Here is a 25,871-nt window from a genome sequence, read left to right on the forward strand (position 1 = left end):
AGGCATGAACAAATTCTTTAAGCTCACCGCGCTTGCGGGCCTGCTAGCAATAGCTGGCCAGGCCTTTGCTGTGGACGATATTACCCGGATTGATCAAATCCCCGTGCTGAAAGAAGAGCCGCAGCACGCAACGGTGAGCGAGCGAGTGACATCGCGCTTTACCCGCTCTCATTATCGTCAGTTTGATCTCGACAACGCCTTTTCGGCAAAAATTTTCGACCGCTATCTGAATCTGCTGGACTATAGCCACAACGTGCTACTGGCCAGCGATGTGGCGCAGTTTGCTAGTAAAAAGAATCAAATTGGTGATGAGCTACGCAGTGGGAAACTGGACGTTTTTTACGACCTGTATAACCTGGCGCAGAAACGTCGTTTCGAACGCTATCAATATGCGTTGAAAGTGCTTGATCGTCCGATGGACTTTACCGGCAATGACAACTTTAACCTTGATCGCAGCAAATCCCCCTGGCCGAAAGATGAGGCCGAGTTGAACGCGCTGTGGGATGCCAAGGTGAAATTTGACCAGCTCAGCCTGAAGCTGACGGGTAAAGATGACAAAGAGATCCGCGAGACCTTAACGCGTCGCTACAAATTTGCGATTCGTCGTCTGGCACAAACTAACAGCGAAGACGTTTTCTCGCTGGCGATGACCTCTTTTGCGCGCGAGATCGACCCGCATACCAACTACCTCTCCCCGCGAAATACCGAACAGTTTAATACCGAAATGAGTCTGTCTCTGGAAGGTATTGGCGCGGTACTGCAGATGGATGACGACTATACGGTGATTAATTCACTGGTCGCGGGTGGTCCTGCGGCAAAGAGCAAAGCGATCAGCGTCGGCGACCGCATTGTTGGCGTTGGTCAACCGGGTAAAGGCATGGTCGATGTGATTGGCTGGCGTCTTGATGATGTGGTGGCGCTGATTAAAGGGCCGAAGGGCAGTAAAGTTCGCCTGGAAGTTCTACCTGCTGGCAAAGGTGCGAAAACGCGCATTGTTACTCTGACCCGCGAGCGTATTCGTCTTGAAGACCGCGCGGTTAAAATGTCAGTGAAAACCGTCGGCAAAGAAAAAATCGGCGTGCTGGATATTCCTGGCTTCTATGTTGGCCTGACGGATGACGTTAAGGTACAGCTGCAGAAACTGGAAAAACAGAACGTCAGCAGCATTATTATCGACCTGCGCACTAACGGTGGCGGGGCGTTAACCGAAGCTGTTTCGCTTTCTGGCCTGTTTATCCCATCCGGCCCGGTTGTTCAGGTACGTGATAACAACGGCAAAGTACGTGAAGACAGCGATACCGATGGCGTGGTGTATTACAAAGGCCCGCTGGTAGTGCTGGTCGATCGTTTCAGTGCCTCGGCGTCTGAAATTTTCGCTGCCGCCATGCAGGATTACGGTCGTGCACTGATTGTTGGTGAACCGACCTTCGGTAAAGGCACCGTCCAGCAGTATCGTTCGCTGAACCGCATTTACGATCAGATGCTGCGTCCGGACTGGCCAGCGCTGGGTTCCGTGCAGTACACCATCCAGAAGTTCTATCGTATTAACGGTGGTAGTACTCAGCGTAAAGGTGTCACGCCGGAAATCATGATGCCGACCGGTACCGAAGAGCGTGAAACCGGCGAGCAGTATGAAGATAACGCGCTGCCATGGGATAGCGTTAACGCCGCGACCTTCGTGAAATATGGTGATTTGACGCCATTCGAAGCGGAAATTCTGAAACGTCACGATGAGCGTATCGTTAAAGATCCCGAATTCCAGTACATCATGAAGGATATTGCCCGTTACAACGCGATGAAAGACAAACGCAACATCGTTTCCCTGAACTACGCACAGCGTGAGAAAGAGAACGAGGAAGATGATGCGATTCGCCTGTCTCGTGTGAACGATCGCCTGAAACGCGAAGGCAAACCGCTGCTGAAGAAACTGGAAGATCTGCCGAAGGATTACCAGGAGCCGGACCCGTATCTTGATGAAACGGTTCATATCGCGCTCGACCTGGCCCATCTGGAAAAAGACAGGCCAGCGGTAGAACCGCCAGCTAGCAAATAAGCACCCAACGGGCACAAGTTATTGTGCCCGTTTTCATTTCTGCCGCCCGCCAGCTTTTTTTGCCTGAATCCAACAAAATGTCAACGTTTTTACTGGGCGTCAGCAAGGTGCTACAAAATGTAAAGTTGTGTTTTTTTCGTGACTTAGCGGGGCATGATGGTTGAAAATTGGCGTTCTACCCACACCATGTGGGTAATCGCATAGTGCGTTTTGTTAAGTCGAGGTTAAAAGAAAATTATGATGCGAATCGCGCTTTTCCTGCTGACCAACCTGGCAGTGATGGTGGTATTCGGGCTCGTGCTAAGCCTGACGGGAATTCAGTCGAGCAGTATGACCGGGCTGCTGATCATGGCGCTGTTGTTTGGTTTTGGTGGTTCTATCATTTCGCTGTTGATGTCGAAATGGATGGCGCTGAAATCAGTGGGTGGGGAAGTCATTGAGCAACCGCGTAATGAAACGGAACGCTGGCTAGTCAACACCGTCGCACAGCAGGCGCGCCAGGCCGGTATTGGAATGCCGCAGGTGGCAATCTACCATGCGCCGGATATTAACGCTTTTGCAACGGGGGCTCGTCGTGATGCTTCGCTGGTTGCTGTCAGCACCGGGCTACTGCAAAACATGAGCCGTGATGAAGCAGAAGCGGTTATTGCCCACGAGATCAGCCACATCGCCAACGGTGATATGGTCACCATGACGCTGATTCAGGGGGTTGTGAACACCTTCGTTATTTTCATCTCTCGTGTTATCGCACAAATTGCAGCCGGTTTCCTCGGCGGCAACCGCGATGAGGGAGAGAACAGCAACGGCAACCCATTGATCTACTTTGCCGTCGCAACCGTACTGGAGCTGGTATTTGGTATTCTGGCCAGCATCATTACCATGTGGTTCTCCCGTTATCGTGAGTTCCATGCGGATGCCGGTTCGGCAAAACTGGTTGGGCGTGAGAAAATGATTGCTGCCCTGCAACGTTTGAAAACCAGCTATGAGCCGCAGGAAGCCAGCAGCATGATGGCTTTCTGTATCAACGGCAAAGCAAAATCCATGAGCGAGCTGTTTATGACGCACCCGCCGCTGGATAAACGTATTGAAGCCCTGCGTAGTGGGGAATATCTGAAGTAATTATCTGTTTTCGGTAATAAAAATAAAAAATCCGCAACCTTCGGGCTGCGGATTTTTTTATGCCTGGTTTTGGTTGCGGCTTACAGTCTGGCGCGGGGCTGCGTGACGCGAAGGCCGCTGACGGCGGCAGCGACAACGGCAAGCGTGCCGGCCAGCAGAAGTGCGGTGTGGGTTCCGCTATTCCCCAGCAGGTTAAACAGCAATGCGACCAGCGCCGCGCCGGTGCTCTGCCCCAGCAGGCGTGCAGTACCTAACATCCCACTCGCGCCACCGCTGCGATGGGCAGGGGCTGACGACACAATCGTATGGTTGTTTGGTGACTGGAACAGACCAAAACCTGCGCCACAGAGCGCCATTCGCCAGATGATATCCAGGTCCGAAGGGGAAGAGGGCAGTAAAGCGAGACCGAACAGACCACAGGCCATCACAATCAGGCCAATTGCGCCCAGCAGGCCAGCATGGACTCTCTCAATCAAATACCCTGCCAGCGGTGCCATCACCATTGTGGCCAGCGGCCACGGCGTCAGGAGCAGACCGGTTTCTACCTCACTGCGCCCCATCACGGATTGCAGGAAAAACGGCAGCGAAACCATCGCCAGCATCTGGGCACAGAAGGAGCAGATAGAGGTACAAATCGAAAGCGAAAACAGCGGAATGCGCAGCAGATCAACGGGTAGCAAGGGGACCGGCATCTGGAGTTGACGACGAACAAAAAAGAATCCAACGATCAGCATCGCCACGACCTCAGCCAGAACCAGTTGTGTAGACTGGCCCTGGGCAAAGCCGCCGAGGGCAGTAATCAGCAGGCCAAAAGTCAGCGCATTCATAATTGCACTGGGCAGATCAAAGCGGGTAATTTTACTCCGCCCGGCGTTGACAGGCAGATAGCGCATTGCGAGGACCAGCGAAATAATGCCCAGCGGAATGTTAATCAGGAACAGCCATTGCCAGGAGGCTACGGAGAGAATCGCTGCGGCAATTGTCGGCCCTGCCGCGGAAGATACCGCCACGACAAAAGAGTTGATCCCCATTCCGCGGCCAAGGAAGCGCTGGGGATATATCAGACGAATCAGTGCGGTATTGACGCTCATTAGCGCAGCGCCGCCAAGACCCTGCGCGACGCGTGCCAGAGTCAACATTTCCAGACTACTGGAGAGCGCGCAGGCGAGAGAGGTGAAGGTAAAGACTACCAGTCCAATCTTATAAATGCGTCGGTAGCCGACCATATCGCCGAGAAAAGAGAGCGGTAGTAAGGCGATAACGATGGCAATTTGATAGGCATTAACTATCCAAATAGACGATGCCGGAGAAGCATTTAAATCGCTGGCGATTGTCGGCAGCGCCACGTTGGCGATAGCACCATCCAGTACCGCCATCGTCAAACCTAATACAATGGTCAGAATTGCGCCGTAACGCTGCGGTAACGGCAGCCCATCGGAAGTGTTTTTATCCATGTGAAATCTATGTCTTAGTGAAAACTATTTACTGGACAATAATTTTAGCATTGATTATTCAGCGGCATGTCGCAGATTTGTAACGAATAGGCAGAAGAACGATTGCGGGTATTGGGATGCGAATTTATAATAAAAACCGGTTCTAATTTTTATAAAACAGTTGCGATGAGGTGATAAATGGCAGTTGCAGATTTGGATAAACAGCCAGATTCTGTCTCTTCGGTGTTGAAGGTTTTTGGCATTTTGCAGGCGCTTGGCGAAGAGCGTGAAATTGGCATTACCGAACTGTCCCAGCGCGTCATGATGTCAAAAAGCACCGTTTATCGCTTTTTGCAGACCATGAAATCGTTGGGATATGTGGCACAAGAAGGCGAGTCTGAGAAATATTCCCTGACCCTGAAGCTGTTCGAATTGGGCGCGCGGGCATTGCAGAATGTTGATCTGGTCCGTAGTGCGGATATTCAGATGCGCGAACTTTCTCGCCTGACGAAAGAGACGGTCCACCTGGGTGCTCTGGACGAAGACAGTATTGTCTACATCCATAAAATCGACTCAATGTACAACTTGCGCATGTATTCGCGCATTGGTCGCCGCAACCCCCTGTACAGTACCGCTATCGGTAAAGTTCTGCTGGCGTGGCGCGATCGCGCAGAAGTTGAGCAGATTCTCGAAGGCGTAGAGTACAAGCGCAGCACTGACCGCACCATCACCAGTACTGAAGAGTTGTTATCGGTTCTGGATAAGGTCCGTGAACAGGGTTATGGCGAAGATAACGAAGAACAGGAAGAAGGGTTGCGCTGTATTGGCGTGCCGGTTTTCGACCGCTTTGGCGTGGTTATTGCTGGCCTGAGCATCTCTTTCCCGACGCTGCGTTTTTCTGAAGAGCGTTTGAACGAGTATGTTGAGATGCTGCACACGGCAGCACGTAAGATTTCTGAGCAGATGGGTTACAACGATTATCCGTTTTGACAGGTCTTAATCGTTGTAAATTCGGGCTACTGACATTGTAGCCCGAACCATGACTAACCGTTATCAACGACCGTGGCGCTTTTTCGCAGTATAGGGCAATCGGTAATGCCGATAATACCGCTACTGGAATGAACATACTGTGCGGTACTTATGCCGCGAGCCGTAAGATATTTACATTGCAACCCTAGTCCTCCGGCATTCTCACTACTGCCCATTAATACGCCGTAACCGCTTAATAATACGCCGATCCACAAGATAGCCAGCACCACAATGGTACGTATGATCAATCGCATTGTTGCCTCATTATTTGTATTATCCTTGCGTTTATTTTGTCATGAACACGAGTTGATACAAGTCTATGATTCCTAAACTTGCCTTTCGTATTACAGTTAGCCGCGGTTTAAGAAGGTCATGTTATCCTGGCGACATCTGATTCTGATGCGGAGAGTGGAGTGAAAAAATTACGGTGGGTTTTGCTGATAGTTATCATCGCGGGTTGTTTACTGCTATGGACTCAGATGCTTAACGTAATGTGCGATCAGGATGTACAGTTCTTCAGCGGCATCTGCACTATCAACAAGTTTATACCCTGGTAAGACATTTTTAATATGACTGATTTTCTTCTGCTGCGTGGGTGGTAGAATGAACGCCTTCTCTTTGAGGTGGTGAAATGAGTGAGTTATTAAATCCTGGGATCGTAAATCTGGCGTCAGTAGCATTGTCGGTTGTGCTGTTGCTTGTCGGCCTGTTGTTGTGGTTTTTTGTTAATCGCGCCAGCTCGCGCGCCAATGAGCAGATTGCTCTGCTGCAAGCCTTGCTGGATCAGCAAAAGCGGCAAAATGCACTGCTCCGCCGTCTGTGTGAAGCCAATGAACCTGAGAAAGAGGACATTGCCGAGCCTTCTACAGTTGAGAAGGGAAAAGGCGACGACGACTTCATTCGCCTTGTCGCAGAACGGTAATCCGACTGACAGGTGTGCACCACTGCGGTGTGCGCCTGCATATCACCCGGCTATAACTTATCCTTATCTATTTATCCGTTTTCAGCGCCAGTCTGAACGGTTAAGATATGATTTCATTCGCATGTTTCCGTGATTTGTTTAGATACGCAAATAAAAGAATTATGATGTGGGTCAATTGCCAGAACAAACATCATGTCATCAATACTTCATTATTATCGTGCAATGTAGACAATATTTTGAGCACTTCAATTAACGCGTTTCATTATTATGGAGTGCGCATAGTTAACGCGAATTTTCAACTATCGATATGAGCTTTTATGTGCATCATTATGCAGTTTTCTTTGTATACCCCTAAAATTGGCAGTTCGTATGCAAACCGATGACAACACTCTGAAGTCGTTGAGCTATGGCGAAAAAGTTGCAGTTGTGGGGGATGTGTTATTGCTGGAACCGCATGACAGTGAAGGATTCGGCTGTGGGAGGTAAGACGCATAAATGTGCAGATGATCAAATGATTACCTTATAATCTGTGCGAGCGATCGAGACCCGCCTAAAAATGGCTTGCCATTATTTACGTTGTATGTGATAACACCGTTCGGGTTAAACGAGGTACAGTTCTGTTTATGTGTGGCATTTTCAGTAAAGAAGTCCTGAGTAAACACGTTGTCGTTGAATACCGCTTCTCTGCCGAACCTTATATTAGTGTGCCTCATGCAGTTATGTGTCAGTTTTATCTATGTAAGCGCCTAAGGGCGAAGAAAGAAAACAGTCTAAGGAATTTTGCAAATGGCAAAGATTAAAGGTCAAGTTAAGTGGTTCAACGAGTCTAAAGGTTTTGGTTTCATTACTCCTGCTGATGGCAGCAAAGATGTGTTCGTACACTTCTCTGCAATCCAGGGTAACGGCTTCAAAACTCTGGCTGAAGGCCAGAACGTTGAGTTCGAAATCCAGGACGGCCAGAAAGGTCCAGCAGCAGTTAACGTAACTGCTATCTGATTCAAGACCACTGAATCTTGTAAGAAAGCCTCGCCTGTGCGAGGCTTTTTAGTTTCTATTGCAAAACGTTTCTATTTCCCACCCTTCGTTGTGCTTTGTTGCAAAACAACACCCTTATTCGCATTGTTTAGCAGTCTTTTTTGCTTATTTTCTGTTAAATCAGAGGGTTGCAAAATAATGATGGAGCTAAGGTGCAAAAGAACAAAATTAAGTCAGCCGCCAATTTTACCCCGATCCGTTTTGGGTTGCTGTGCGTGGCGATTCTCAGTTGTCTTGGGCTGCTATTGGCTCGAGTGGGCTGGCTACAAATTGTCTCCCCAGACAACCTGGTTAAACAAGAGGATATGCGCTCCTTGCGCGAGGAGCCTGTTGACGTTCAACGTGGGATGATTAGCGATCGCGAAGGCCGTCCGCTGGCGGTTAGCGTTCCAGTGAGTGCTATCTGGATTGATCCGCAAACCACCCTTGAAAAGGGGGGCGTAGGATACGGTCCGCGCTGGCAGGCGATGGGCGAGGCTCTACATCTCAACCTTAGCGAACTGGCCCATCGCGTTGAATCGCATCCTCATGCGCGTTTTCTCTATCTGGCGCGCCAGATAAACCCAGAGCAGGCGGAATGGATCGACAAACTCCGCCTGCCGGGCATCAATCTGCGCGATGAGTCGCGACGTTTTTATCCTGCGGGACACGTTGCCGCGAATCTGCTGGGGTTTACTAATGTTGATAACCAGGGCATTGAAGGAGTAGAGAAAAGCTTTAACGCGCAGCTGATGGGTCAGCCAGGGCGTCGGCTGGTGCGTAAAGATCGCCACGGCAACGTTATCGAAAATATCACTGAAGTTGCGGCCGTCCCTGCGCATAATTTGCAGTTGAGTATCGATGAACGACTGCAAACGGTCACGGAAGACGCGCTGGATAATGCCGTACGCTGGAATAAAGCGGAATCAGGCGCAGCAGTATTGATTAAGATTGATACCGGAGAGATTCTGTCGATGGCCAGCTATCCGGATTTCAACCCTAATAATCGCGATGATGCGAAGCTGGATGATTTCCGCAATCGCGCAATAAGCGATACTTTTGAGCCTGGCTCAACGGTAAAACCGCTGGTGCTCATGACTGCGCTACAGCAGGGGATTGTTCAGCCGGATAGCGTGGTGGATACCCATCCGTTTATCCTCGACGGCCATCGAATTCGCGACGTGGGCTATTATCCGGAATTAACCCTCACCGGTATCCTGCAAAAATCCAGCGATACCGGCGTTTCACATTTATCTCTGGCCATGCCGGTCCAGCATCTCATCGATACCTATAAAGCGTTCGGTTTTGGCGACTCAACCGGATTAGGGCTGACCGGTGAAAGCGCCGGGCTGATGCCACAGCGTCGCTACTGGGGGCAGTTGGACCGGGCGACCTTTGCTTTTGGCTATGGTCTGATGGTGACGCCGCTACAGCTGGCGCATGTTTATGCCACCATCGGTGGCTACGGCATCGAACGCCCGCTATCGATCACCCGCATCGATCCGCCGGTTATGGGGACACGGGTGATGCCAGAACAGATTGTGCATGAAGTCGAACATATGATGGAGAGCGTAGCCTTACCGGGCGGCGGAGGCACTAAAGCCGCGGTACGCGACTACCGGGTGGCGGTAAAAACCGGTACCGCAAAAAAAATCGGTCCCGATGGCAAATACATTGATAAGTACGTCGCTTATACCGCAGGCGTTGCGCCGGCCAGCAACCCGAAATTTGCGCTGGTGGTGGTGATGAACGACCCCAGCAACGGGTCGTATTACGGCGGGGCGGTTTCTGCGCCGGTATTCAGCCAGATCATGGGCGATGTCCTGCGCCTGGAGAACGTTATGCCGGATGGAATGCCGCAGGATTCAGAAAACCTCATCGTAATGCACAACGGCGAGGCCTTGTCCCCCGCGCTGTAACAGTGGTCTGAAAGGGCGAATAGCGCTACACTTTCGCCCTTTCAGCGACACCGGAGTTGTCATGTCTTACAGTTGCCCACTTTGCCACGCGCCGCTTGAGCGCCGCGACAATAGCTATATTTGCCCACAGCGGCATCAGTTCGATCTGGCGAAGGAGGGCTACGTTAATTTGCTGCCGGTGCAGTTTAAGCGGTCTCGCGATCCTGGCGACAGCGCGGAGATGATGCAGGCCCGTCGGGCGTTTCTCGATGCGGGTCATTATCAACCTCTGCGAGATGCTATCAGCGCTTATCTGCAAACCTTCGCTCCGATTGATTTACTGGATATCGGCTGTGGGGAAGGGTATTACACTCATGCTTTTGCTGCCATTGCCGCCCATAGCTGGGGGCTGGATGTTTCTAAATCCGCTATTCGCGCCGCGGCTAAACGTTATCCGCAAGTCAATTTTTGCGTCGCATCCAGCCAGCGCTTGCCGTTTGACGATGCCAGCCTTGATGCGGTCGTGCGAATTTATGCCCCGTGTAATGCTCAAGAGCTGGCGCGTGTTGTCAGGCCCGGCGGCTGGGTCATTACCGCGACGCCTGGCCCGCGTCATTTATTGGAACTCAAAGGATTAATTTACGACGACGTGCGCCTGCATGAGCAGAACACAGAAGAGATGACGGGATTCACGTTATGCCACCAGCAGCAGCTGGCCTATCCAATGCAGCTAAATGGAAGTGAGGCAGAAGCGTTACTGCAGATGACGCCGTTTGCGTGGCGGGCAAAACCGGCGGTTCGAGAAACCTTACGTCAGCAGGAACTATTCAGCTGCCAGACCGATTTTGCGATTCACTGCTGGCAGCGCGATGTCTGATGGCTAGCCGGCAAAATGGCTCCAGAGTATTTGGGCGCCGATGCCAATCAGAACGATACCACCCAGTATTTCGGCCCGTTTGCCCAGCAGCGGGCCGATAAAGCGTCCTACCATAATGCCCAGCGTCGACATCATCAACGTGGCACAACCGATAGCCAGCGCGGTGGCGATAATATTGACCTGTAAGAACGCCAGACCAACGCCGACAGCCATTGCATCGAGACTGGTTGCGAAAGCGGTGGTAACCAGCAGCCAGAAACCGTGACGGCGGGGAGCTTCGCACTCTTCGTCATCGTTGCCGCGAAATCCTTCGATAACCATACGACCGCCGAGAAACACCAGCAGTATGAAGGCAATCCAGTGATTCCATTCGAGAACGAACTGGCTGGCCAGCATCCCCATTCCCCAACCGACGAGCGGGGTGAGCGTTTCGATAGCGCCAAAGATGAGACCCGTGCGCAGGGCTTCGGAAAATTTGGGTTTATGGAGGGTCGCGCCCTTACCGATAGAAGCCGCGAAGGCGTCCATGGACATGCCGAAGGCAAGAAGAATGGTAGCGGAAATATTCATTAGAGCGTCCTGACCGGGGATAATCCATATGACACATCGCTACCCCCAGTAAGCATACGCAGCTCATCCTGATGATGAAGCGCTGCGTACAGCAGTGATGTGTCTATGGTCTCGCCTGATTGAATACTCTCTTCAACCCGTACGTGCCACGTTTTGCAACGAGTATGTTGACACGTACATTTCCTGACTGGCAGGAAATCGGCTACTCCCCAACGACGGGCGCAACCTTAACATAATTTTAGAATATAAAACAATAACAGAGTTAGGTTATTTTGATAACTAAATGATAACGATTTTCATTTTAATTTAGGCGTAAATGACTCGTTAATAAATATGAGGATATTAGACGGATGAAATATAGCACTGGCTATACATCATCCGTTGGGAAATAGTGAGACATAGCGTGAGCTATATTTCTAACTTATTGAGTTGAAACAAGAAGTTTGTAAATCTTCTCCAGGTCGTCGATATTGCGTACACGAATAAGTAAACGGCGTTGCTCTAATTGCATCACCAATACGCCATCTTCCGATAAATTCATCTCTTTAATTCGCTTATATTCAATCCAGATATTGGCGAAGAAAAAACCACTCTTTTTGAAGATGATCTTCGGAGCGCGGATCCAGAACAGATACAGTCCCATTAATGCCAGGGCAGATAATAACCAGGTGGTGATAAGTTCGCCCTGGTTGGCCATATTGTTGTAAATCAGTATCCCGATAAGGCCGACGAAAATAATGCCATCAACACGACTGCGGCGGAGCAGGGGGATAGCCAGCAGACTTGGGCCGTTACGACGCGGCATAATGAACTGGTCGTAAATCGCAAAAGCGAGCAGAACGAGAATAAACAGGATTAACACCAGGTCCGTGATTGTCATCCATCCTCCAAATAAAAAAGCCGGGGGCAAGCCCCCGGCGCACAACACAATAATTACAGGCCCAGCAGGCCGACAGCGTAGCCCGCGATACCGATGACGAAGAAGCCAACGATGATCCACAGGGCGTTTACTTTCTTACGCAGCAGCCACATACAAGCGAAGGTCAGCAGCAGTGGCACCAGGCCCGGCATCAGCTGGTCAAGGATGGTCTGCACGGTAGTGACGCGAGTCTGGCCATCCTGACCGGTGATCGTAGAAACCACCAGCGGGATGTTCACGTGCGTCCACTTGTTAACCAGCGCTCCCATAACAAACAGGCCAAGGATTGACGCCCCCTCTGTCAGTTTCTGCAGGAAGCCGCCGCCCATATCTTTAACGATGTCGATACCTTTACGGTAACCGTACGCTACGCCGTAATAGCGGGTCAGCAGGCGTACTGCGTTAAACAGGATAAAGAACAGCAGGGGACCAAGCAGGCTGCCGCTCATCGCGATACCTGCACCCAGCGCGGCGAATACCGGACGAACGGTGCCCCAGAAGATTGGGTCGCCTACGCCCGCCAGAGGGCCCATCAGACCAACTTTGATACCGTTGATGGCACCATCGTCGATTTCTGCGCCGTTAGCACGCTGCTCTTCCATCGCCAGCGTTACGCCGAGAACTGGCGCGGCAACGTATGGGTGGGTATTAAAGAACTCAAGGTGACGTTTAATCGCCTGTTTACGCGCATCGTTGTTCTCCGGATACAGGCGACGAATTGCCGGTACCATAGAGAAGCAGAAGCCCAGCGCCTGCATACGTTCGAAGTTCCATGAACCCTGGAACAGGTTAGAACGAATGAACACGCCACGAATATCACTCTGAGTGAGTTTTTTCTCGGTGGTATTTTTAGTCATATCAACCATTTCGCTCACCTGTTAGTCCAGTTCGTTATCGAGATCGTTATTACCAGCAGCCTGCGCTGGCGCACCCGCTACGCGGTTATATTTCGGGCTCAGTTGGATGTAGAGGACAGCCATTACTGTACCAATCACGCCCAGAGCAACCAGGTTGAAATCGGTGAATGCAGCGGTAACGAAGCCCAGGTAGAAGAACGGCATCAGGTAGCCTGCGCGCATCATGTTGATGACCATCGCGTAACCGACTACCACGATCATGCCACCTGCGATGTTCAGACCGCCAGTTACCACTTCAGGAATGGCGTTCAGCAGACCCTGTACTTCGCTGGTGCCGACGGAGATCGCCACGATAACCGCAGGGATAGCGATACGCATGGCCTGCAGGAACAGAGACGAAACGTGAAGCCAGGAAATGGCCGTCAGGTTTCCACTCTCTGCGGCTTTATCCGCAGCGTGCTGGAAAGCAACGGTGATGGTACGAACGATAATGGTCAGAACCTGGCCTGCTGCTGCCAGTGGGATAGCCAGCGCGATACCAGCGCCAATGCTCTGGTGACCTGCGATAACCAGAACGGTTGAGATGATTGACGCTAAAGCGGCATCAGGCGCAACGGCGGCACCGATGTTCATCCAGCCCAAAGCGATCATTTCCAGGGTACCACCGATGATGATACCCGTTTTCATATCACCGAGAACGGCGCCAATCAGCGTACAGGCCACCAGCGGACGGTGGAACTGAAATTCATCAAGTACCGACTCCATACCCGCAATACACGCGACGATGAACACCAGCACAATCTGAAGAAGGGTAATCTCCATTGTACTTCTCCTGTTGATTAAGTCTTAAGTTGAAAATTGGGTTGTGGTCCGTAAGGTTACTTATTCACCTTACCGATCAGATCCATCATTTTCAGTTTCTGGTCTGTGGAAACTTTGCGAGCTTCCAGTTCGATACCGCGAGCATTCAGTTTTTTGAATGCTTCAATATCTTTCTCATCGACCGAAATAGCGTTGTTCACCTGCGTTTTGCCCTGACGGTAAGCCATACCGCCGATGTTGACAGTGGTGATGTTCACCCCACCTTCTACAACGCGCTCAACGTCAGTTGGGTTAGTAAACAGCAGCATGATGCGTTCGCCTGCGTATTTCGGGTTGTTATAGACACGAATCATCTTCGCGACGTCTACAACGTGGGCGGTAACGCCCGGAGGAGCAACCTGAGTTAGCAGCGTTTTACGCACGGTGTCTGCCGCCACTTCGTCGCTGACGACGATAATGCGGGTAACGTTAGTTTCTTTGGTCCAGCGGGTAGCGACCTGACCATGGATCAGACGATCATCGATGCGAGCCAGCCCGATGACCATGTAATCTTTCGGCCCCATTGGTTTCAATGGTGCTGCCGCTTTCGGTGCTGCTGCCTGAACCGGTGCTGGGGCGGCCTTTTCCACCAGCTTCGCTTTCAGTGCTTTCACGCCTTCACGACCGGTTTCCACAGCCAGCGCGACCAGTTCATCGAACGACGGGTTATCGTCGCGCGCCATCAGTGTTTCCACCAGCATCGGGATGTTTACACCCGCGATGACTTCATAATGTTCTTTATCGACGACAATGCGGCTAGCTGCGTTAAACGGGCTGCCTCCCCATGTATCGACGAGAAATAACACGCCTTTTGCTGTATCCAGCTTCGCTAGCTGAGCGTTGTACTTCTCAATCAACGTTTCTGCGTTTTCGCCAGGAACGAAATCGATCCAGCCAACGTTTTCCTGTTCGCCCAACAGCATTTCTGCCGTTTTCAACAGCTGTTCTGCAGCCCAACCATGTGTGCCTATTACAATAGCAATCGTCACTTGCTACCTCCTTTATAATCGTGAATGCATCATCTGTTGTGATACATACTGAATCACTCTTGCGAACAAAATCGATTCAGTAGGGGTGTAAGATATAAAGTAATTACTACAGCGAATTATTTTAGACAGTGAAAAAATAATTAATGTGATGAAGCTCCGCTAATCATGGATAAGTTTGGGATTATTTTGCAGCGCAAAAAATAGTCTTAGCTATTGCAAAGACAGGTAAATTTTTTCCAATCTAGCTCTATATTTTGATATGTTTACGTTCCGTTTAATTACTCAGGAGTATAGGGCATAGCCCGCTATATGGATCGTCACCGACGTCTTTTCACCTTCAGGCACTCGTCTGCCGCCATCATCTGCTACGTTTTTTTACCAGCAATAAGTGTCTCGTCTGTGCATGACACAGCGATGACTATGTCTGTCGTTAACTGGAGCTGCTCATGGAATTCTTAATGGATCCCTCTATTTGGGTTGGCTTGCTGACGCTGGTCGTCCTCGAAATCGTATTAGGTATCGACAACCTGGTGTTTATTGCCATCCTTGCTGACAAGCTGCCGCCAAAACAGCGCGATAAAGCGCGTTTGATCGGACTTTCTCTGGCGCTGTTTATGCGTCTGGGCCTGCTGTCGGTCATCTCCTGGATGGTGACGTTAACCAAACCGCTTTTCAGCGTTGCCGATTACGCGTTTTCCGGGCGCGACCTCATCATGCTGCTCGGGGGGATCTTCTTGCTGTTTAAGGCGACCACCGAACTGCACGAACGGCTGGAAAACCGCCAGCATGATTCCGGTCATGGTAAGGGATACGCAAGTTTCTGGGTGGTAGTACTGCAAATCGTCGTACTTGACGCCGTGTTCTCGCTGGATGCTGTCATTACGGCGGTCGGGATGGTTAACCATCTGCCGGTGATGATGGCGGCGGTAGTGATTGCGATGGCGGTGATGCTATTGGCTTCGAAGCCGTTGACCCGCTTCGTCAACCAGCATCCGACGGTCGTCGTGCTCTGTTTGAGCTTCCTGCTGATGATCGGCCTGAGCCTGGTGGCTGAAGGTTTTGGTTTCCATATACCGAAGGGGTACCTGTACGCCGCAATTGGTTTCTCGATAACCATCGAATTCTTCAACCAGGTGGCGCGCCGTAACTTTATCCGCCACCAGTCGATGCTGCCGCTGCGTGCGCGAACCGCCGATGCGATCCTGCGTCTGATGGGAGGTCGTAAACAGAGCGTCGTGGCGCACGATAGCGATAACCCATCCGTGGTGCCGATACCGGAAGGCGCGTTTGCTGAAGAAGAACGCTATATGATTAACGGTGTCCTAACCCTTGCGCAGCGTTCATTGCGCAGCATCATGACGCCGCGCGGGGAAATCAGCTGGGTGAACGCCGAGCAGAGCGAAGAGGAAATTCGTCGCCAGCTGCTCTCGTCACCGCACAGTTTGTTCCCTGTGTGCCGGGGCGAGCTGGATGAAATCATCGGTATCGTCCGTGCGAAAGAAATGCTGGTGGCGCTGGAAGCCGGGGATAACGTTGCCGCGCTGGCCTCGGCTTCTCCGGCGATCGTGGTTCCGGAAACGTTGGATCCGATAAACCTGTTGGGCGTGCTGCGCCGTGCTCGTGGCAGCTTTGTTATCGTGACCAACGAGTTTGGCGTGGTGCAGGGGCTGGTCACGCCGCTGGACGTGCTGGAGGCGATTGCCGGTGAATTCCCGGACGCTGACGAAACCCCGGAAATAGTCATTGATGGTGATGGCTGGCTGGTGAAAGGCTCAACCGACGTTCATGCGTTGCAGCAGGCGCTGGGGTTGGATCACCTGGTTGATGAAGATGAAGATATCGCGACGGTTGCCGGGCTGGTGATCGCGGTCAATGGTCATATCCCTCGCGCGGGTGATGTGCTTGATTTGCCGCCTTTGCAGTTCACGATTGTCGAAGCCAACGACTACCGTGTCGACCTGGTGCGGGTCGTAAAAGTACGCCAGGATAACGACGAAGAAGAGTAATGGTTGACCCTGTCGGCCTTATCATGAAGCCGACAGGGTATTCTCTAGGTGAATGCCTCTTTGTGTTTTTCAGCCGCCAACCACTCTGGGAAGTCGTCTATTGGCATCGGGCGGGCATAATAAAAACCTTGCAATAAATCCACGCCATTTCTGCGCAGATAATCCTCTTGCTCCCGGGTCTCGACACCCTCAGCAATCGTGACAATTTTTAGCCGACGCGCAAGGGCGATGATCATATCGGTCACCGTGGCGTTGACGCTATCGATACCAATAGCGCTGGTGAAAGATTTATCAATTTTCAACACATCAGGGCGCAGTTTCTCCAGCCACGAAAGGGAACTATTGCCGGTGCCAAAATCATCAATCGCTAACTGTACCCCCTTGAAATGCAGGTGTTCAGCCATATGGTGATCGCCATCCTGTAGCACGTCACGTTCAGTGAGTTCGACAACCAATTGCTGTACCGGATGCGCGCTAAACCAGTAACGGTGCAGGTCGCGCAGCAGTTCGCCATTGGCGAAGTGGCGGGCGGCGACGTTAATCCCGATGTGAAAATGTTTGTCCTGAGGAAACAGCGCTAATTTATGTGCGGTTTGTGAAATCACATAGCGGGTGAGGGGGATAATCAGGTTATAGCCTTCAGCGATGGGAATAAAAACATCCGGTGAAATAGCCCCTCGTCGCGGATTATTCCATCGCAGCAGTATCTCAACTCCACAGCACTTTCGGGTATGCAGGTCTTGTAAAGGCTGGCACCAAAGTTCGAACTCGTGCGCAATAATGCCGAGATTAATTTCACGAGAAAAACTCATTCGTCCCGCCGTCGCCAACCAGGCGATGCCGGTCATTAACATGCTAAGGATTAGCGCCAGTGGTAATTCATTGGGAAGATCGCTAAGGGCGACCGCCGAGGCTCCGGGGCCGCTAACGTTGATAGTAAAAGGAAATTCTGTTGAACGCTGGCGGTAGATAATCTGCTCTCCCGGCAACATCTCCTGGCTTACCAGACCCGAACCGCTGATAAAACTTTTCTCGCCAACCTGCAGGCCAATCCCGGTAATTAACGATGATTTTGCATTGAAAATTAACCCACCTAACAGCTCAATATTGATGAGCAGCAGCACGCCGTCAGCACCGCTAAGCGAGGCGGGATACCACTGAATAAGTACCGGGGTTCCTTTAAGCAGCGAAGCGTCGTAGCTGAAGACTAACAGGGGATGATTTGTCGGTAATGCAGGCTGTAGTTGATGAACAGGAGTATGGCGCTCGCCAAAAATGCTGGAGCAGTAGAGTATATTCGACTGGACCAACGCAATGGAACGTACTGTTTGCAACGATGAGGCCAGCTTGCGAAGCGCAAGGTGGGCATCCTGACAGGGTTGATTCACCAGATGAAGCAGTGAAGTGTGCTGAGCGGCGAGGGGGCGTAAAATGTTATCCATCGCCCCCACCATTTTATTGGTGCTCGTCTGGACGCGCTGCTGATTTAAACTACGCTGCGAAATAAATCGAATCACTAACGTTGTTGTTAGCGTTAATAGCGCCACGAGCAAACATACCAGGATACGTTTCCTGCGGTATGTCGTGATGACTTTTTGTGCAGTCTGCATGCGCGACGCCTTGTCGGCTAGAAAGTGTCAATGAGAGTAACAGCCGCCATTGGGCAAGTGTAGTAGGGACAGATAAAAAAGAAGAATGCGTCAGACGGACGCATTCGTTTAAATAATTATTAATCGCACTGAACTTTGATAGCCAGACCGCCACGCGACGTTTCCCGGTATTTGGCGTTCATGTCTTTACCGGTCTCGTACATGGTCTCAATGACTTTATCGAGGGAGACGCGCGGTTCGCTGGTTCGGCGCATTGCCATTCGGGTGGCGTTGATCGCTTTAACCGAGGCAATCGCATTACGCTCGATGCAGGGAACCTGCACCTGTCCGGCTACCGGGTCGCAGGTAAGACCGAGGTTATGCTCCATCCCGATTTCTGCCGCCACGCAAACCTGTTCCGGACTGGCTCCGAGGATTTCAGCCAGGCCCGCCGCCGCCATTGAGCAGGCCACGCCGACTTCACCCTGACAGCCAACTTCCGCACCGGAAATTGAAGCATTCATCTTATACAACGCGCCGATAGCGCCAGAGGCCAGGAAGTAGCGAATATAGATATCCGGGCTGACGGACTCGATAAAGTGGTTGTAGTAGGCCAGCACCGCCGGAACAATACCGCAGGCACCGTTGGTCGGCGCGGTGACCACCCGACCACCGGCAGCGTTCTCTTCATTGACCGCCAGCGCGAACATATTGACCCAGTCCACCACGTTCATCGGATCGTTGGAGAGCTTATCGCTGGCAACCAGCATCCTCCGCAGCGCAGAAGCGCGGCGAGGAACGCGCAGCGGGCCAGGCAGTACGCCTTCGGTGTTCATCCCGCGATCGATACAGGCGCGCATGGTCTGCCAGATATTAGCAAAATAGTCTTCAATCTCTTTTTTGCTGTGAAGTGCCAGTTCATTCTGCATCACCATGCCGGAGAGCGACATGCCGGTTTCTTTACAGTAGCCCAACATCTCCTGCGCGGATTTAAACGGGTATGGGACGCTGACTTCACCAACATTTTCTTTGCCGAAATGCTCTTCATCGACGATAAAGCCCCCGCCGATGGAATAATAAGTTTTGCTGTAGATTTCTTTATCGCCAGCCCAGGCGTGAATGGTCATGCCGTTCTCGTGCAGCGGCAGGTTATCGCTACGAAAACGCATACCGTCATCCTGCGGAAAATCGACCTCATGCTGCCCTTGCGCCAGCAGTAGACGTCCGCGCTCTTCAACGTCGCGGATAAATGCCGGAATTGCGTCAATGTCGACCGTATCAGGCTGATTGCCTGCCAGTCCCATAATGATGGCAATATCTGTGTGGTGGCCTTTGCCGGTTAATGACAGTGAGCCGTAGACGTCAACCGCCACGCGCGTCACTTCATTAAGCAATCCCTTTTCGACCAGGTCATCGACGAACTGTTTACCGGCCTTCATCGGCCCTACAGTATGGGAAGATGAGGGACCGATCCCCACCTTGAACATGTCGAATATACTAATCACGATAACACTCCTGACAGGGTTACCGCGGGTGCGGTAACGATGTAATAACTGCGCATAGTGTAAGAGGGAACCGTGCCATCAGCTTAAGTATTCACATGAATTAAACTAATGGATAACCGAGAATTTACTAATGCTGAGAACGAGTCCTTTATTAAGTATATACCCTGAATAATACGAGTTGCAGGACAAGGCACTCGTGCCTTGAACAGCGCTTGCGCTGGCCCCGAAGGGGCGAGGCCGAAGGCCGAGTAACAAAGCCAACGCGCCTGCAGCTTGAAGTATGACGGGTATAGTTAAGGACGGGAGCCTATCTGTAGCGCCAGTTCACGAATAATGCCCGCGGTCATGCCCCAGACAAAATAATGCTGATACCACGATAGCCAGACGCGATGTGAATTACCGCGCCGATGAATGTCCAGCGGGTGATAGCGCCCGAGTCGCAGCGCCTCAGCCAGCGGCATTTCGAAGACCGCCGCGACTTCATCCTGACTGGCATGATAGTGCAGATTAGGCGGGATAATCCCGACCACCGGCGTCACCTGAAAACCGGTGACGCTATCAACTGGCGGAAGAACACCAATAATTTCAACAGATTCCGGTGGGATCGCTACCTCCTCCTGCGCTTCGCGCAGCGCGGCGGCAATAAGCGTGGCATCGCTGTTATCCACCGCGCCGCCTGGGAAAGCGACCTGTCCGGCATGTTTACGCATTAGCGGCGAGCGTTGGGTCAGCAACAGCCCCGGCTGCTGACGGCGAACAATTGGCACCAAAACTGCAGCCTGGCGCTGGTTGAGCGCATTGGCTGCGGGCTGTGGTCGCAGAAGCTGAAAACGAGAAAGAAAATCGTCAAGGTCGAGGGCGCTGTCCGCCATGTTCTAGCTCTCCAGTTGATGCAGGATACGATTAACTTTATCAAAAGTTTCCTGATATTCCGCCGCTTCTTCACTATCGGCCACAATGCCGCCACCGGCGGAGCAGAAAAGCTGCCCCTGCCAGGCAGTGATCGTGCGGATGGCGATGCTGGTATCCATATTGCCGCAGAAGCTGATATAGCCGATGCTCCCGCACCACGCGTTGCGCCTTTGCGGCTCCAGTTCATCGATAATTTCCATCGCTCTGACCTTCGGCGCACCGGTAATTGAGCCGCCGGGAAACGCTGCACGCAGCAGGTCGGTAGCGTGAAGATGAGCGGGCAATCTGGCGGTAATAGTGCTCACCAGATGATGTACGGCAGGGAACGGCTCAACGACGAACAGTTCGGGGACGCGAACGCTACCGGGTACGGCAACCCGGCCAATATCGTTGCGCATTAAATCGACGATCATCAGGTTTTCAGCGCGGTCTTTCGGCGAGTTCGCCAGCATTTTCGCCTGCTGCGCATCCAGCTCGGGATCGGACAGTCTTGGCAAGGTGCCTTTAATCGGTCGGGTCTGGATTTCACTTTGATGTAGCTGAATAAAGCGCTCGGGCGACAGGCTCAATATTGCCCCTTCAGGCAGGCGGATAAAGGCGCTGAACGGTGCGCGATTTGCGTGGTTAAGCTGGCAGAAAGCTTGCCATTCATTCCCGCGATAGCTGGCCCTGAAGCGCTGCGCCAGGTTGACCTGATAGCAGTCGCCGCTGTGTAGGTAAGCCTGAATCTGGCGAAATTTTTTGCCGTACTCCTCGCGGCTCATATTTGAGCGCCACGGCGAAGTCAGTTCAAAAGGCTCAACGACCGGGGCTGACTGCGCCTCCAGCCACGCAAGGCAGCGCTGTGGATCGTCATAGCTGATTAACGACACTTCCTGGCGCTGATTGTCGACAATCAATGCCCAGTCATAGATCCCCACCGCCATATCGGCCTGGGCGATATCCGCATCCGCCTGTGACGGTAGCGTTTCAAAACGCCGCCCAAGATCGTAGCCGAACAGCCCCAGCGCGCCGCCAAGAAACGGCAGATGCGGGTGAGCTTGCGGTTGCAGATTATGCTTCACCAGTTGTTGATGCACGAGCGCGAGCGGATCGGCGCTTGACGTTGTGGTCGCTTCGCCCTCGCTTATGACGGTAGTTTGACCGCGGGTCACCAGCGTTGCGCACGGCTGAGCGACAATAACGTCAAACCGACTATGTGCATGATTGGCAAAACCGGAGTGCAGCAGCATTGCCCAGGGTTGTGAACTTAATGGGTTAAAATAGTGTTCAGCGGCATCCGGACGCCAGGGCAGGGAAATAATCGCGGGGGACAACATCGTCTTCTTCAATCCTGATCGTGACCGCCTGCTGGTATACTAGAGGACGGCGTGAAATAATTACGCCCCACAATGTAGCAGGAGTGAGTGATGTTTGCAGGTTTACCTTCGCTGAGCCACGAGCAACAGCAAAAAGCAGTAGAACGAATTCAGGAACTGATGTCGCAGGGCATGAGCAGCGGCGAGGCTATCTCTTTAGTGGCTAACGAAGTGCGCGCCTCGCATACCGGCGATCGGATTGTGGCGCGCTTTGAGGATGAAGACGAGTAAGCTAATACCGTCATTCGTATCATGCCACCTTCCTTAGGCAGAAGGCGGAAAGTCAATTTATGACATCAGGTAGCCGTTCGGGATCGTCGTGTAGCGTTATCTGCGCCATGCTTTCGCCACGCCAGTAGGTGAGCTGTGTGCTAATAGTCGTGTGGTTCACGCTGACCTCGGTTAGCGGCGCAGACTTCGTCAGGTCCCACAGACAGACAAATCTCGCCTGCGGCAGATGGTTGCGTAACACCAGATAACTGAGATTGCTTACCGCCGGGTTATCCGGTGCCAACCCTTGCCACAGCTCACCGTCACCCGCCAGCCACAGTGCTACCGTATCGCCGTCACGGGCAAAATGGCGTGGCTGACAGCCGTGCAGCGGCGTCATGGTGGAACCTTCCATATTACGCAGCGGCCCGCTGAGCGAGAAGGGCTGCGGCGTGCCGCTCTGGTCCAGCGCCTGTGCCGCCAGATGTAGCGTCCAGTCGAGCTGCTGGCGATGCGGGTTCTCCACCGTCGACAGGTCGATCAGCACATCGTCCAGCCACAGTAAGCGGCGGCGAAAGCGTACCTCGCGCCAGGCATCAACATCCCATTCGACCCGCGAATGGCTGTTCAGCTCAGGTGGCGGTTTGCTCCAGTCTACTTCGCTGTCCAGCCAGAGATAATCCTCTCCCATATGCCAGCCCAGCACATCCGGGTTAGCCGGAGGTTGGTTGGTCTGATTGACCGTCAGCGTGTTATGGGTAGCACTATTCTTGTAATAGTCATAGTGCATTTTGGCGCCGTAGCCCGTGGTGCCCAAATCCGGTAACAACCAGCCATTACGCTGCCACAGCATCAGCCCAAGCCTGTCGTAGTGATCATGCTCGCCGCCCCATGGACTATGTTTAATCAATAGCGCCTGATGCTGTGGTCGTCGCCACAGGGTGATGCCCGCGCCCGGCGCAAAGAGAGATTGTTGCGGGATAAGTTCCTCAGTCGTCTCCGGTAGCGGCTGGTCGCGCCATAGCAGCGTTTCGCGCTCGTCAGGCTCCGCATCGGTAAACTGCAACACCGCGGCGTATTGCGGGTCGTGCCAGATAAACCAGGCAAATTCGTACAGATCCCGGTGATGCAGTTTCTCCTGTCCGGCAAGGCAGTCATTCAGCCGTGGGAAGGTACCATCCGGCAACAGCAATGAGAGGGGAAACTTCAGCATCGGCTGATACCACGGGCCATCAATCAGGCTCCAACGGGTGCCGCGCGCCAGCTTCTCAAAGGCAAAGAACCCTTGCAGCGCGTAATAGTGGTAATGCACCGACCCCTCAAACCACAGGCCTTCCGCCAGCAGCCCATGCTCGAGTTGCCAGCGCAGGCCGTAGGGTTGGTTAACGGCAAACTCCAGTAGATCGTCATCTTCAAGGACAAAACCCAGCACGCCGAGCGCAGCGCTGATTTTCACCTCGTGATTATGAATTTGCGGGCTGCGATGCTCGCGCAAAAACGTCGCCGCGCAGCGCAGCAGATTTTGGCTGATGTGCTGCTGTTCGGCGGGTGTTAAACCGTCGCGAATAAAGTCGTAGCCCAGCGCCATCTCCAGAATGCAGTTTGCTTCACACAGCGTTTGGGCGTTCATTTTCCCCGGACCGTTGTTGGGGATATCGCCGTGGACTTCATAGGCGGGGTACACGTCTGCATACCCCATCAGTAACGTGCGGACTTTATCGCGATACACCGTTTCGCGGGTCAACTGCCACAGCAGCCCCAACTGCTGACAGGCGCTGGCGTTGCGTCCGTTCATCTCCCGCCACCAGGCTCCGTCCCACGGCTCGCCGCTAAAAACTTCGCCGTCAACCGGGCAGGCGTGCTGATGAGAGGAGTCTGCCTGCCAGGTGAGCCGCACCCCATGGTGCGGGCAAAAATAGTAGAGATTCCAGCTCGCGATCCCGGTTTGTGGGATGCACACGGCGGCGTCGAGCATCGGTTGTGCATTCTTCACGAGCTGTTCAATCAGGCCGTTATTGCCGGCTGCACGTCTGGCAATGTCGGGCCATAGCCCAGAAAATTGTTTCATCAGTGGTTATCCTTGACCTCTGCTGACGCGGGAAGCGGGGCGATGAGTGTGGTGATATCGTCAGGGTATTTCGCGCGCAACCACTGGGCTTTTTCGCGGAACAACTTGTCATCCGGCCAGGCGTGGGCAGCGGTCGCAATATTACGCAGCGCTTTCTTATCGTCCATTTTGTCGAGGTCTTTCCACGGCCATGGCGTATCGCTGTTAATAAATCCAGCGACATACTGATAGCCCTTGCGCAGACTATGGTCGTCGAGGGTGAAGTTCCAGATATCAACGCCCGCTTTCTCACCCAGACGTCCCAGGCGGTTGTAGGCTTCGAGGTTGAAGTTGCTGTAGTGCCACGGACGGGTACGCTCAAGCTCCGCCATCTGACGCCCTTCAACGTCAAACTGTCCGGCAATGCGCCGCAGCTGCGTGATAGTTAAACGCTTTTTCGCCTCATCGGTTTTGCCGCTGAATAGGGCAAACGTAGCGGCCTGCATGTCAAACCAGGTGCCGTGGTTGTTATGCCAATTCTCTTCTTCAAAACCGTTCTGGCTGGTGGTCATCCAGTGATAAAACTTGCCGAACCACTGCTTAAGCTCAGCCACCTCGGTCTCGCTTAATGCGCCGGAGGATTGTAACACCGCGATAGCGTCAACCACCTCAACCAGCGCCCGGCTGTCGATGATACCGATGCCGCGTCCGGTATTAATGCCAGGGATCGCCTGCGCGTATTGCAGGTTTGGCGTCATGCGAGTTTCCGGGTTAAGGAACCAGCTTTTAATCTGCTCGGCAGCTTTCTGCGCATAGCGATTATCCTCAGAGAAATACCACGCCAGCGCCAGCGTGGACACATCGTTACTCATCTTCACCAACCGGTTTTTGTCGGTGGCATCGCTGTTGGCGTCCGGGTTGGTTTGCCCATCTTTGCGAATGTACGGCAGTCCGTCTTTCGTGTTCGGGTCTGGCCACCAGTACGGTGGGAAACTGTAATAGTCGTGCTTGTTGCCGCTGGCGGCGACCAGCGTTTTATCCATCACCGAAAACAACGGGTGTTTTAATGCGAGATCCGCTTTTTTTAACAGCGCGCTTTGTGCCTGGACAAATAACGGGTCTTTGGCGGCGATTTGCTGGCGGCTGAAGGCCAAATCTTTGCCATCAAGCGTATAAGGCTCGGCGGCGTACAGCGATGTGCTTAAACCAGAACAAAGCAGCGCAATGCCGAATATTCCCTGGAGAGGTATTGAGTTCATCGTGATAACCCTTCTGCAAATAAGAGAAAAGATAACAACAGAATTATACCTGCCACGTATTTAAGAGGCATAAGAGACAGGCGGTTTAATTAAAAATAATGTGTTTATGAAAGCGATGCCGTGCAGTGTAAAAGACAAAGTGATTTTTTTTGTGATGAGTATCAAGCTTATCGCCATGGATAAAAAATGACGAATTTAATGCAAGGTGAGTCACAGAATTAAGCGTTTTTCTATTTTTGTTTAAAATTTTAACGAAATTGGTAAAAATGCAATGCATTGATTTTAATGAGATAAAATATAATGTCACTTTTTGTGTCACGTTTGTGTGTGACCTGCTTCAATTTTTTGATTTTTGAAATACGATTTCTTTTTTGTGTGGTTGTATTGGGAAATATATTTCTATTTAATGATCGTAAATATTTTTACGCATATTGAATTAATATC

Annotated in this window: 23 protein-coding genes and 1 pseudogene; 11 read left to right on the top strand and 13 right to left on the bottom strand. The window is 52.2% G+C overall.

The window, feature by feature from the left end; genetic code table 11:
• The first annotated feature begins 4 nt into the window (after positions 1 to 4).
• Together prc and htpX are read left to right on the top strand one after the other, a co-directional pair.
• Positions 5 to 2,053 (top strand): carboxy terminal-processing peptidase, encoded by a 2,049-nt coding sequence (prc, locus tag DA718_RS11145; RefSeq protein ID WP_112213305.1) that lies wholly within the window; start codon positions 5 to 7, stop codon positions 2,051 to 2,053.
• Between the two features lie 237 nt (positions 2,054 to 2,290).
• Positions 2,291 to 3,172, top strand: a complete 882-nt coding sequence (htpX, locus tag DA718_RS11150) for a protease HtpX (RefSeq protein WP_110274275.1) — start codon at positions 2,291 to 2,293, stop codon at positions 3,170 to 3,172.
• A gap of 80 nt (positions 3,173 to 3,252) precedes the next feature.
• Here the strand turns inward: htpX and DA718_RS11155 are convergent, their stop codons facing one another.
• Positions 3,253 to 4,626, bottom strand: coding sequence for an MFS transporter (locus DA718_RS11155; RefSeq protein ID WP_112213306.1), 1,374 nt, complete (start codon positions 4,624 to 4,626; stop codon positions 3,253 to 3,255).
• 177 nt (positions 4,627 to 4,803) lie between these two features.
• On the opposite strand from DA718_RS11155, the gene kdgR reads away from it, so the two are divergent.
• A complete protein-coding gene (gene kdgR, locus DA718_RS11165) occupies positions 4,804 to 5,595 on the top strand; it encodes a DNA-binding transcriptional regulator KdgR (RefSeq protein ID WP_110274273.1) in 792 nt (263 codons plus the stop codon).
• A gap of 53 nt (positions 5,596 to 5,648) precedes the next feature.
• Here the strand turns inward: kdgR and DA718_RS11170 are convergent, their stop codons facing one another.
• Positions 5,649 to 5,888: a YobH family protein gene (locus DA718_RS11170; protein ID WP_004122000.1), complete on the bottom strand. Its 240-nt coding sequence runs from the start codon at positions 5,886 to 5,888 to the stop codon at positions 5,649 to 5,651.
• A 159-nt stretch (positions 5,889 to 6,047) separates the two neighbouring features.
• Here DA718_RS11170 and mgrB point away from each other — a divergent pair, with 159 nt between their 5' ends.
• From mgrB to rlmA, 6 genes and pseudogenes are all read left to right on the top strand, one after another.
• The gene (gene mgrB, locus DA718_RS11175; RefSeq protein ID WP_002911375.1) at positions 6,048 to 6,191 is read left to right on the top strand and encodes a PhoP/PhoQ regulatory lipoprotein MgrB; all 144 of its coding nucleotides are present in this window, start codon (positions 6,048 to 6,050) and stop codon (positions 6,189 to 6,191) included.
• A 74-nt stretch (positions 6,192 to 6,265) separates the two neighbouring features.
• A complete protein-coding gene (locus DA718_RS11180; protein ID WP_112213307.1) occupies positions 6,266 to 6,556 on the top strand; it encodes a YebO family protein in 291 nt (96 codons plus the stop codon).
• 623 nt (positions 6,557 to 7,179) lie between these two features.
• Positions 7,180 to 7,298: pseudogene (locus DA718_RS11185) on the top strand (DUF2627 domain-containing protein).
• A 44-nt stretch (positions 7,299 to 7,342) separates the two neighbouring features.
• Positions 7,343 to 7,552: a transcription antiterminator/RNA stability regulator CspE gene (gene cspE / locus DA718_RS11190; protein WP_001062678.1), complete on the top strand. Its 210-nt coding sequence runs from the start codon at positions 7,343 to 7,345 to the stop codon at positions 7,550 to 7,552.
• A gap of 191 nt (positions 7,553 to 7,743) precedes the next feature.
• Positions 7,744 to 9,489 carry a peptidoglycan glycosyltransferase FtsI gene (gene ftsI / locus DA718_RS11195; RefSeq protein WP_112213308.1) on the top strand — a complete coding sequence of 582 codons (1,746 nt, stop codon included), beginning with the start codon at positions 7,744 to 7,746 and terminating at the stop codon, positions 9,487 to 9,489.
• 61 nt (positions 9,490 to 9,550) lie between these two features.
• The gene (gene rlmA / locus DA718_RS11200; RefSeq protein WP_112213309.1) at positions 9,551 to 10,345 is read left to right on the top strand and encodes a 23S rRNA (guanine(745)-N(1))-methyltransferase; all 795 of its coding nucleotides are present in this window, start codon (positions 9,551 to 9,553) and stop codon (positions 10,343 to 10,345) included.
• 3 nt (positions 10,346 to 10,348) lie between these two features.
• On the opposite strand, the gene mntP is transcribed toward rlmA, so the two are convergent.
• The 5 genes from mntP to manX form a co-directional block, all read right to left on the bottom strand.
• Entirely contained in the window at positions 10,349 to 10,915 is a 567-nt protein-coding gene (gene mntP / locus DA718_RS11205; protein WP_112213310.1) for a manganese efflux pump MntP, read from the bottom strand.
• Positions 10,916 to 11,336: 421 nt separating this feature from the next.
• The gene (locus tag DA718_RS11210) at positions 11,337 to 11,795 is read right to left on the bottom strand and encodes a DUF986 family protein (RefSeq protein ID WP_112213311.1); all 459 of its coding nucleotides are present in this window, start codon (positions 11,793 to 11,795) and stop codon (positions 11,337 to 11,339) included.
• Between the two features lie 53 nt (positions 11,796 to 11,848).
• Positions 11,849 to 12,700, bottom strand: coding sequence for a PTS mannose transporter subunit IID (locus DA718_RS11215; protein WP_110274266.1), 852 nt, complete (start codon positions 12,698 to 12,700; stop codon positions 11,849 to 11,851).
• 12 nt (positions 12,701 to 12,712) lie between these two features.
• Positions 12,713 to 13,513 (bottom strand): PTS mannose/fructose/sorbose transporter subunit IIC, encoded by an 801-nt coding sequence (locus DA718_RS11220; RefSeq protein WP_110274265.1) that lies wholly within the window; start codon positions 13,511 to 13,513, stop codon positions 12,713 to 12,715.
• A 56-nt stretch (positions 13,514 to 13,569) separates the two neighbouring features.
• Positions 13,570 to 14,541, bottom strand: a complete 972-nt coding sequence (manX, locus tag DA718_RS11225; protein WP_112213312.1) for a PTS mannose transporter subunit IIAB — start codon at positions 14,539 to 14,541, stop codon at positions 13,570 to 13,572.
• A gap of 446 nt (positions 14,542 to 14,987) precedes the next feature.
• Here manX and yoaE point away from each other — a divergent pair, with 446 nt between their 5' ends.
• Positions 14,988 to 16,547: a CNNM family cation transport protein YoaE gene (yoaE, locus tag DA718_RS11230; protein WP_112213313.1), complete on the top strand. Its 1,560-nt coding sequence runs from the start codon at positions 14,988 to 14,990 to the stop codon at positions 16,545 to 16,547.
• Between the two features lie 44 nt (positions 16,548 to 16,591).
• Here the strand turns inward: yoaE and DA718_RS11235 are convergent, their stop codons facing one another.
• From DA718_RS11235 to pabB, 4 genes are all read right to left on the bottom strand, one after another.
• Complete coding sequence (locus tag DA718_RS11235) at positions 16,592 to 18,157, bottom strand: EAL domain-containing protein (protein WP_112213314.1); 1,566 nt, start codon at positions 18,155 to 18,157, stop codon at positions 16,592 to 16,594.
• Between the two features lie 119 nt (positions 18,158 to 18,276).
• Positions 18,277 to 19,641, bottom strand: a complete 1,365-nt coding sequence (sdaA, locus tag DA718_RS11240; RefSeq protein WP_112213315.1) for an L-serine ammonia-lyase — start codon at positions 19,639 to 19,641, stop codon at positions 18,277 to 18,279.
• 293 nt (positions 19,642 to 19,934) lie between these two features.
• Positions 19,935 to 20,513, bottom strand: coding sequence for a CoA pyrophosphatase (locus tag DA718_RS11245; RefSeq protein WP_112213316.1), 579 nt, complete (start codon positions 20,511 to 20,513; stop codon positions 19,935 to 19,937).
• Between the two features lie 3 nt (positions 20,514 to 20,516).
• Positions 20,517 to 21,872 (bottom strand): aminodeoxychorismate synthase component 1, encoded by a 1,356-nt coding sequence (gene pabB, locus DA718_RS11250; protein WP_112213317.1) that lies wholly within the window; start codon positions 21,870 to 21,872, stop codon positions 20,517 to 20,519.
• Between the two features lie 90 nt (positions 21,873 to 21,962).
• Between pabB and DA718_RS11255 the strand changes: the two genes are divergently transcribed.
• A complete protein-coding gene (locus DA718_RS11255) occupies positions 21,963 to 22,142 on the top strand; it encodes a YoaH family protein (RefSeq protein ID WP_112213318.1) in 180 nt (59 codons plus the stop codon).
• A 52-nt stretch (positions 22,143 to 22,194) separates the two neighbouring features.
• Here the strand turns inward: DA718_RS11255 and DA718_RS11260 are convergent, their stop codons facing one another.
• On the bottom strand, positions 22,195 to 24,189 hold the full coding sequence (locus DA718_RS11260; protein WP_112213319.1) for a heparinase II/III domain-containing protein: 1,995 nt from the start codon (positions 24,187 to 24,189) through the stop codon (positions 22,195 to 22,197).
• Complete coding sequence (locus tag DA718_RS11265) at positions 24,189 to 25,427, bottom strand: alginate lyase family protein (protein WP_112213320.1); 1,239 nt, start codon at positions 25,425 to 25,427, stop codon at positions 24,189 to 24,191. Before DA718_RS11265 ends, DA718_RS11260 begins: the two co-directional genes overlap by 1 nt.
• Positions 25,428 to 25,871 lie beyond the last annotated feature (444 nt).

The organism is Klebsiella huaxiensis (genome assembly GCF_003261575.2).
GTDB lineage: Bacteria > Pseudomonadota > Gammaproteobacteria > Enterobacterales > Enterobacteriaceae > Klebsiella > Klebsiella huaxiensis.

Coding starts and splice junctions, on each gene's coding strand:
- DA718_RS11260 (WP_112213319.1), bottom strand. CDS start 24,189: ATGAAACAATTTTCTGGGCTATGGCCCGACATTGCCAGACGTGCAGCC.
- DA718_RS11155 (WP_112213306.1), bottom strand. CDS start 4,626: ATGGATAAAAACACTTCCGATGGGCTGCCGTTACCGCAGCGTTACGGC.
- kdgR (WP_110274273.1), top strand. CDS start 4,804: ATGGCAGTTGCAGATTTGGATAAACAGCCAGATTCTGTCTCTTCGGTG.
- DA718_RS11265 (WP_112213320.1), bottom strand. CDS start 25,427: ATGAACTCAATACCTCTCCAGGGAATATTCGGCATTGCGCTGCTTTGT.
- prc (WP_112213305.1), top strand. CDS start 5: ATGAACAAATTCTTTAAGCTCACCGCGCTTGCGGGCCTGCTAGCAATA.
- DA718_RS11245 (WP_112213316.1), bottom strand. CDS start 20,513: ATGGCGGACAGCGCCCTCGACCTTGACGATTTTCTTTCTCGTTTTCAG.
- yoaE (WP_112213313.1), top strand. CDS start 14,988: ATGGAATTCTTAATGGATCCCTCTATTTGGGTTGGCTTGCTGACGCTG.
- mntP (WP_112213310.1), bottom strand. CDS start 10,915: ATGAATATTTCCGCTACCATTCTTCTTGCCTTCGGCATGTCCATGGAC.
- DA718_RS11180 (WP_112213307.1), top strand. CDS start 6,266: ATGAGTGAGTTATTAAATCCTGGGATCGTAAATCTGGCGTCAGTAGCA.
- DA718_RS11220 (WP_110274265.1), bottom strand. CDS start 13,513: ATGGAGATTACCCTTCTTCAGATTGTGCTGGTGTTCATCGTCGCGTGT.
- DA718_RS11215 (WP_110274266.1), bottom strand. CDS start 12,700: ATGGTTGATATGACTAAAAATACCACCGAGAAAAAACTCACTCAGAGT.
- DA718_RS11255 (WP_112213318.1), top strand. CDS start 21,963: ATGTTTGCAGGTTTACCTTCGCTGAGCCACGAGCAACAGCAAAAAGCA.
- DA718_RS11170 (WP_004122000.1), bottom strand. CDS start 5,888: ATGCGATTGATCATACGTACCATTGTGGTGCTGGCTATCTTGTGGATC.
- rlmA (WP_112213309.1), top strand. CDS start 9,551: ATGTCTTACAGTTGCCCACTTTGCCACGCGCCGCTTGAGCGCCGCGAC.
- pabB (WP_112213317.1), bottom strand. CDS start 21,872: ATGTTGTCCCCCGCGATTATTTCCCTGCCCTGGCGTCCGGATGCCGCT.
- htpX (WP_110274275.1), top strand. CDS start 2,291: ATGATGCGAATCGCGCTTTTCCTGCTGACCAACCTGGCAGTGATGGTG.
- cspE (WP_001062678.1), top strand. CDS start 7,343: ATGGCAAAGATTAAAGGTCAAGTTAAGTGGTTCAACGAGTCTAAAGGT.
- DA718_RS11235 (WP_112213314.1), bottom strand. CDS start 18,157: ATGCAGACTGCACAAAAAGTCATCACGACATACCGCAGGAAACGTATC.
- DA718_RS11210 (WP_112213311.1), bottom strand. CDS start 11,795: ATGACAATCACGGACCTGGTGTTAATCCTGTTTATTCTCGTTCTGCTC.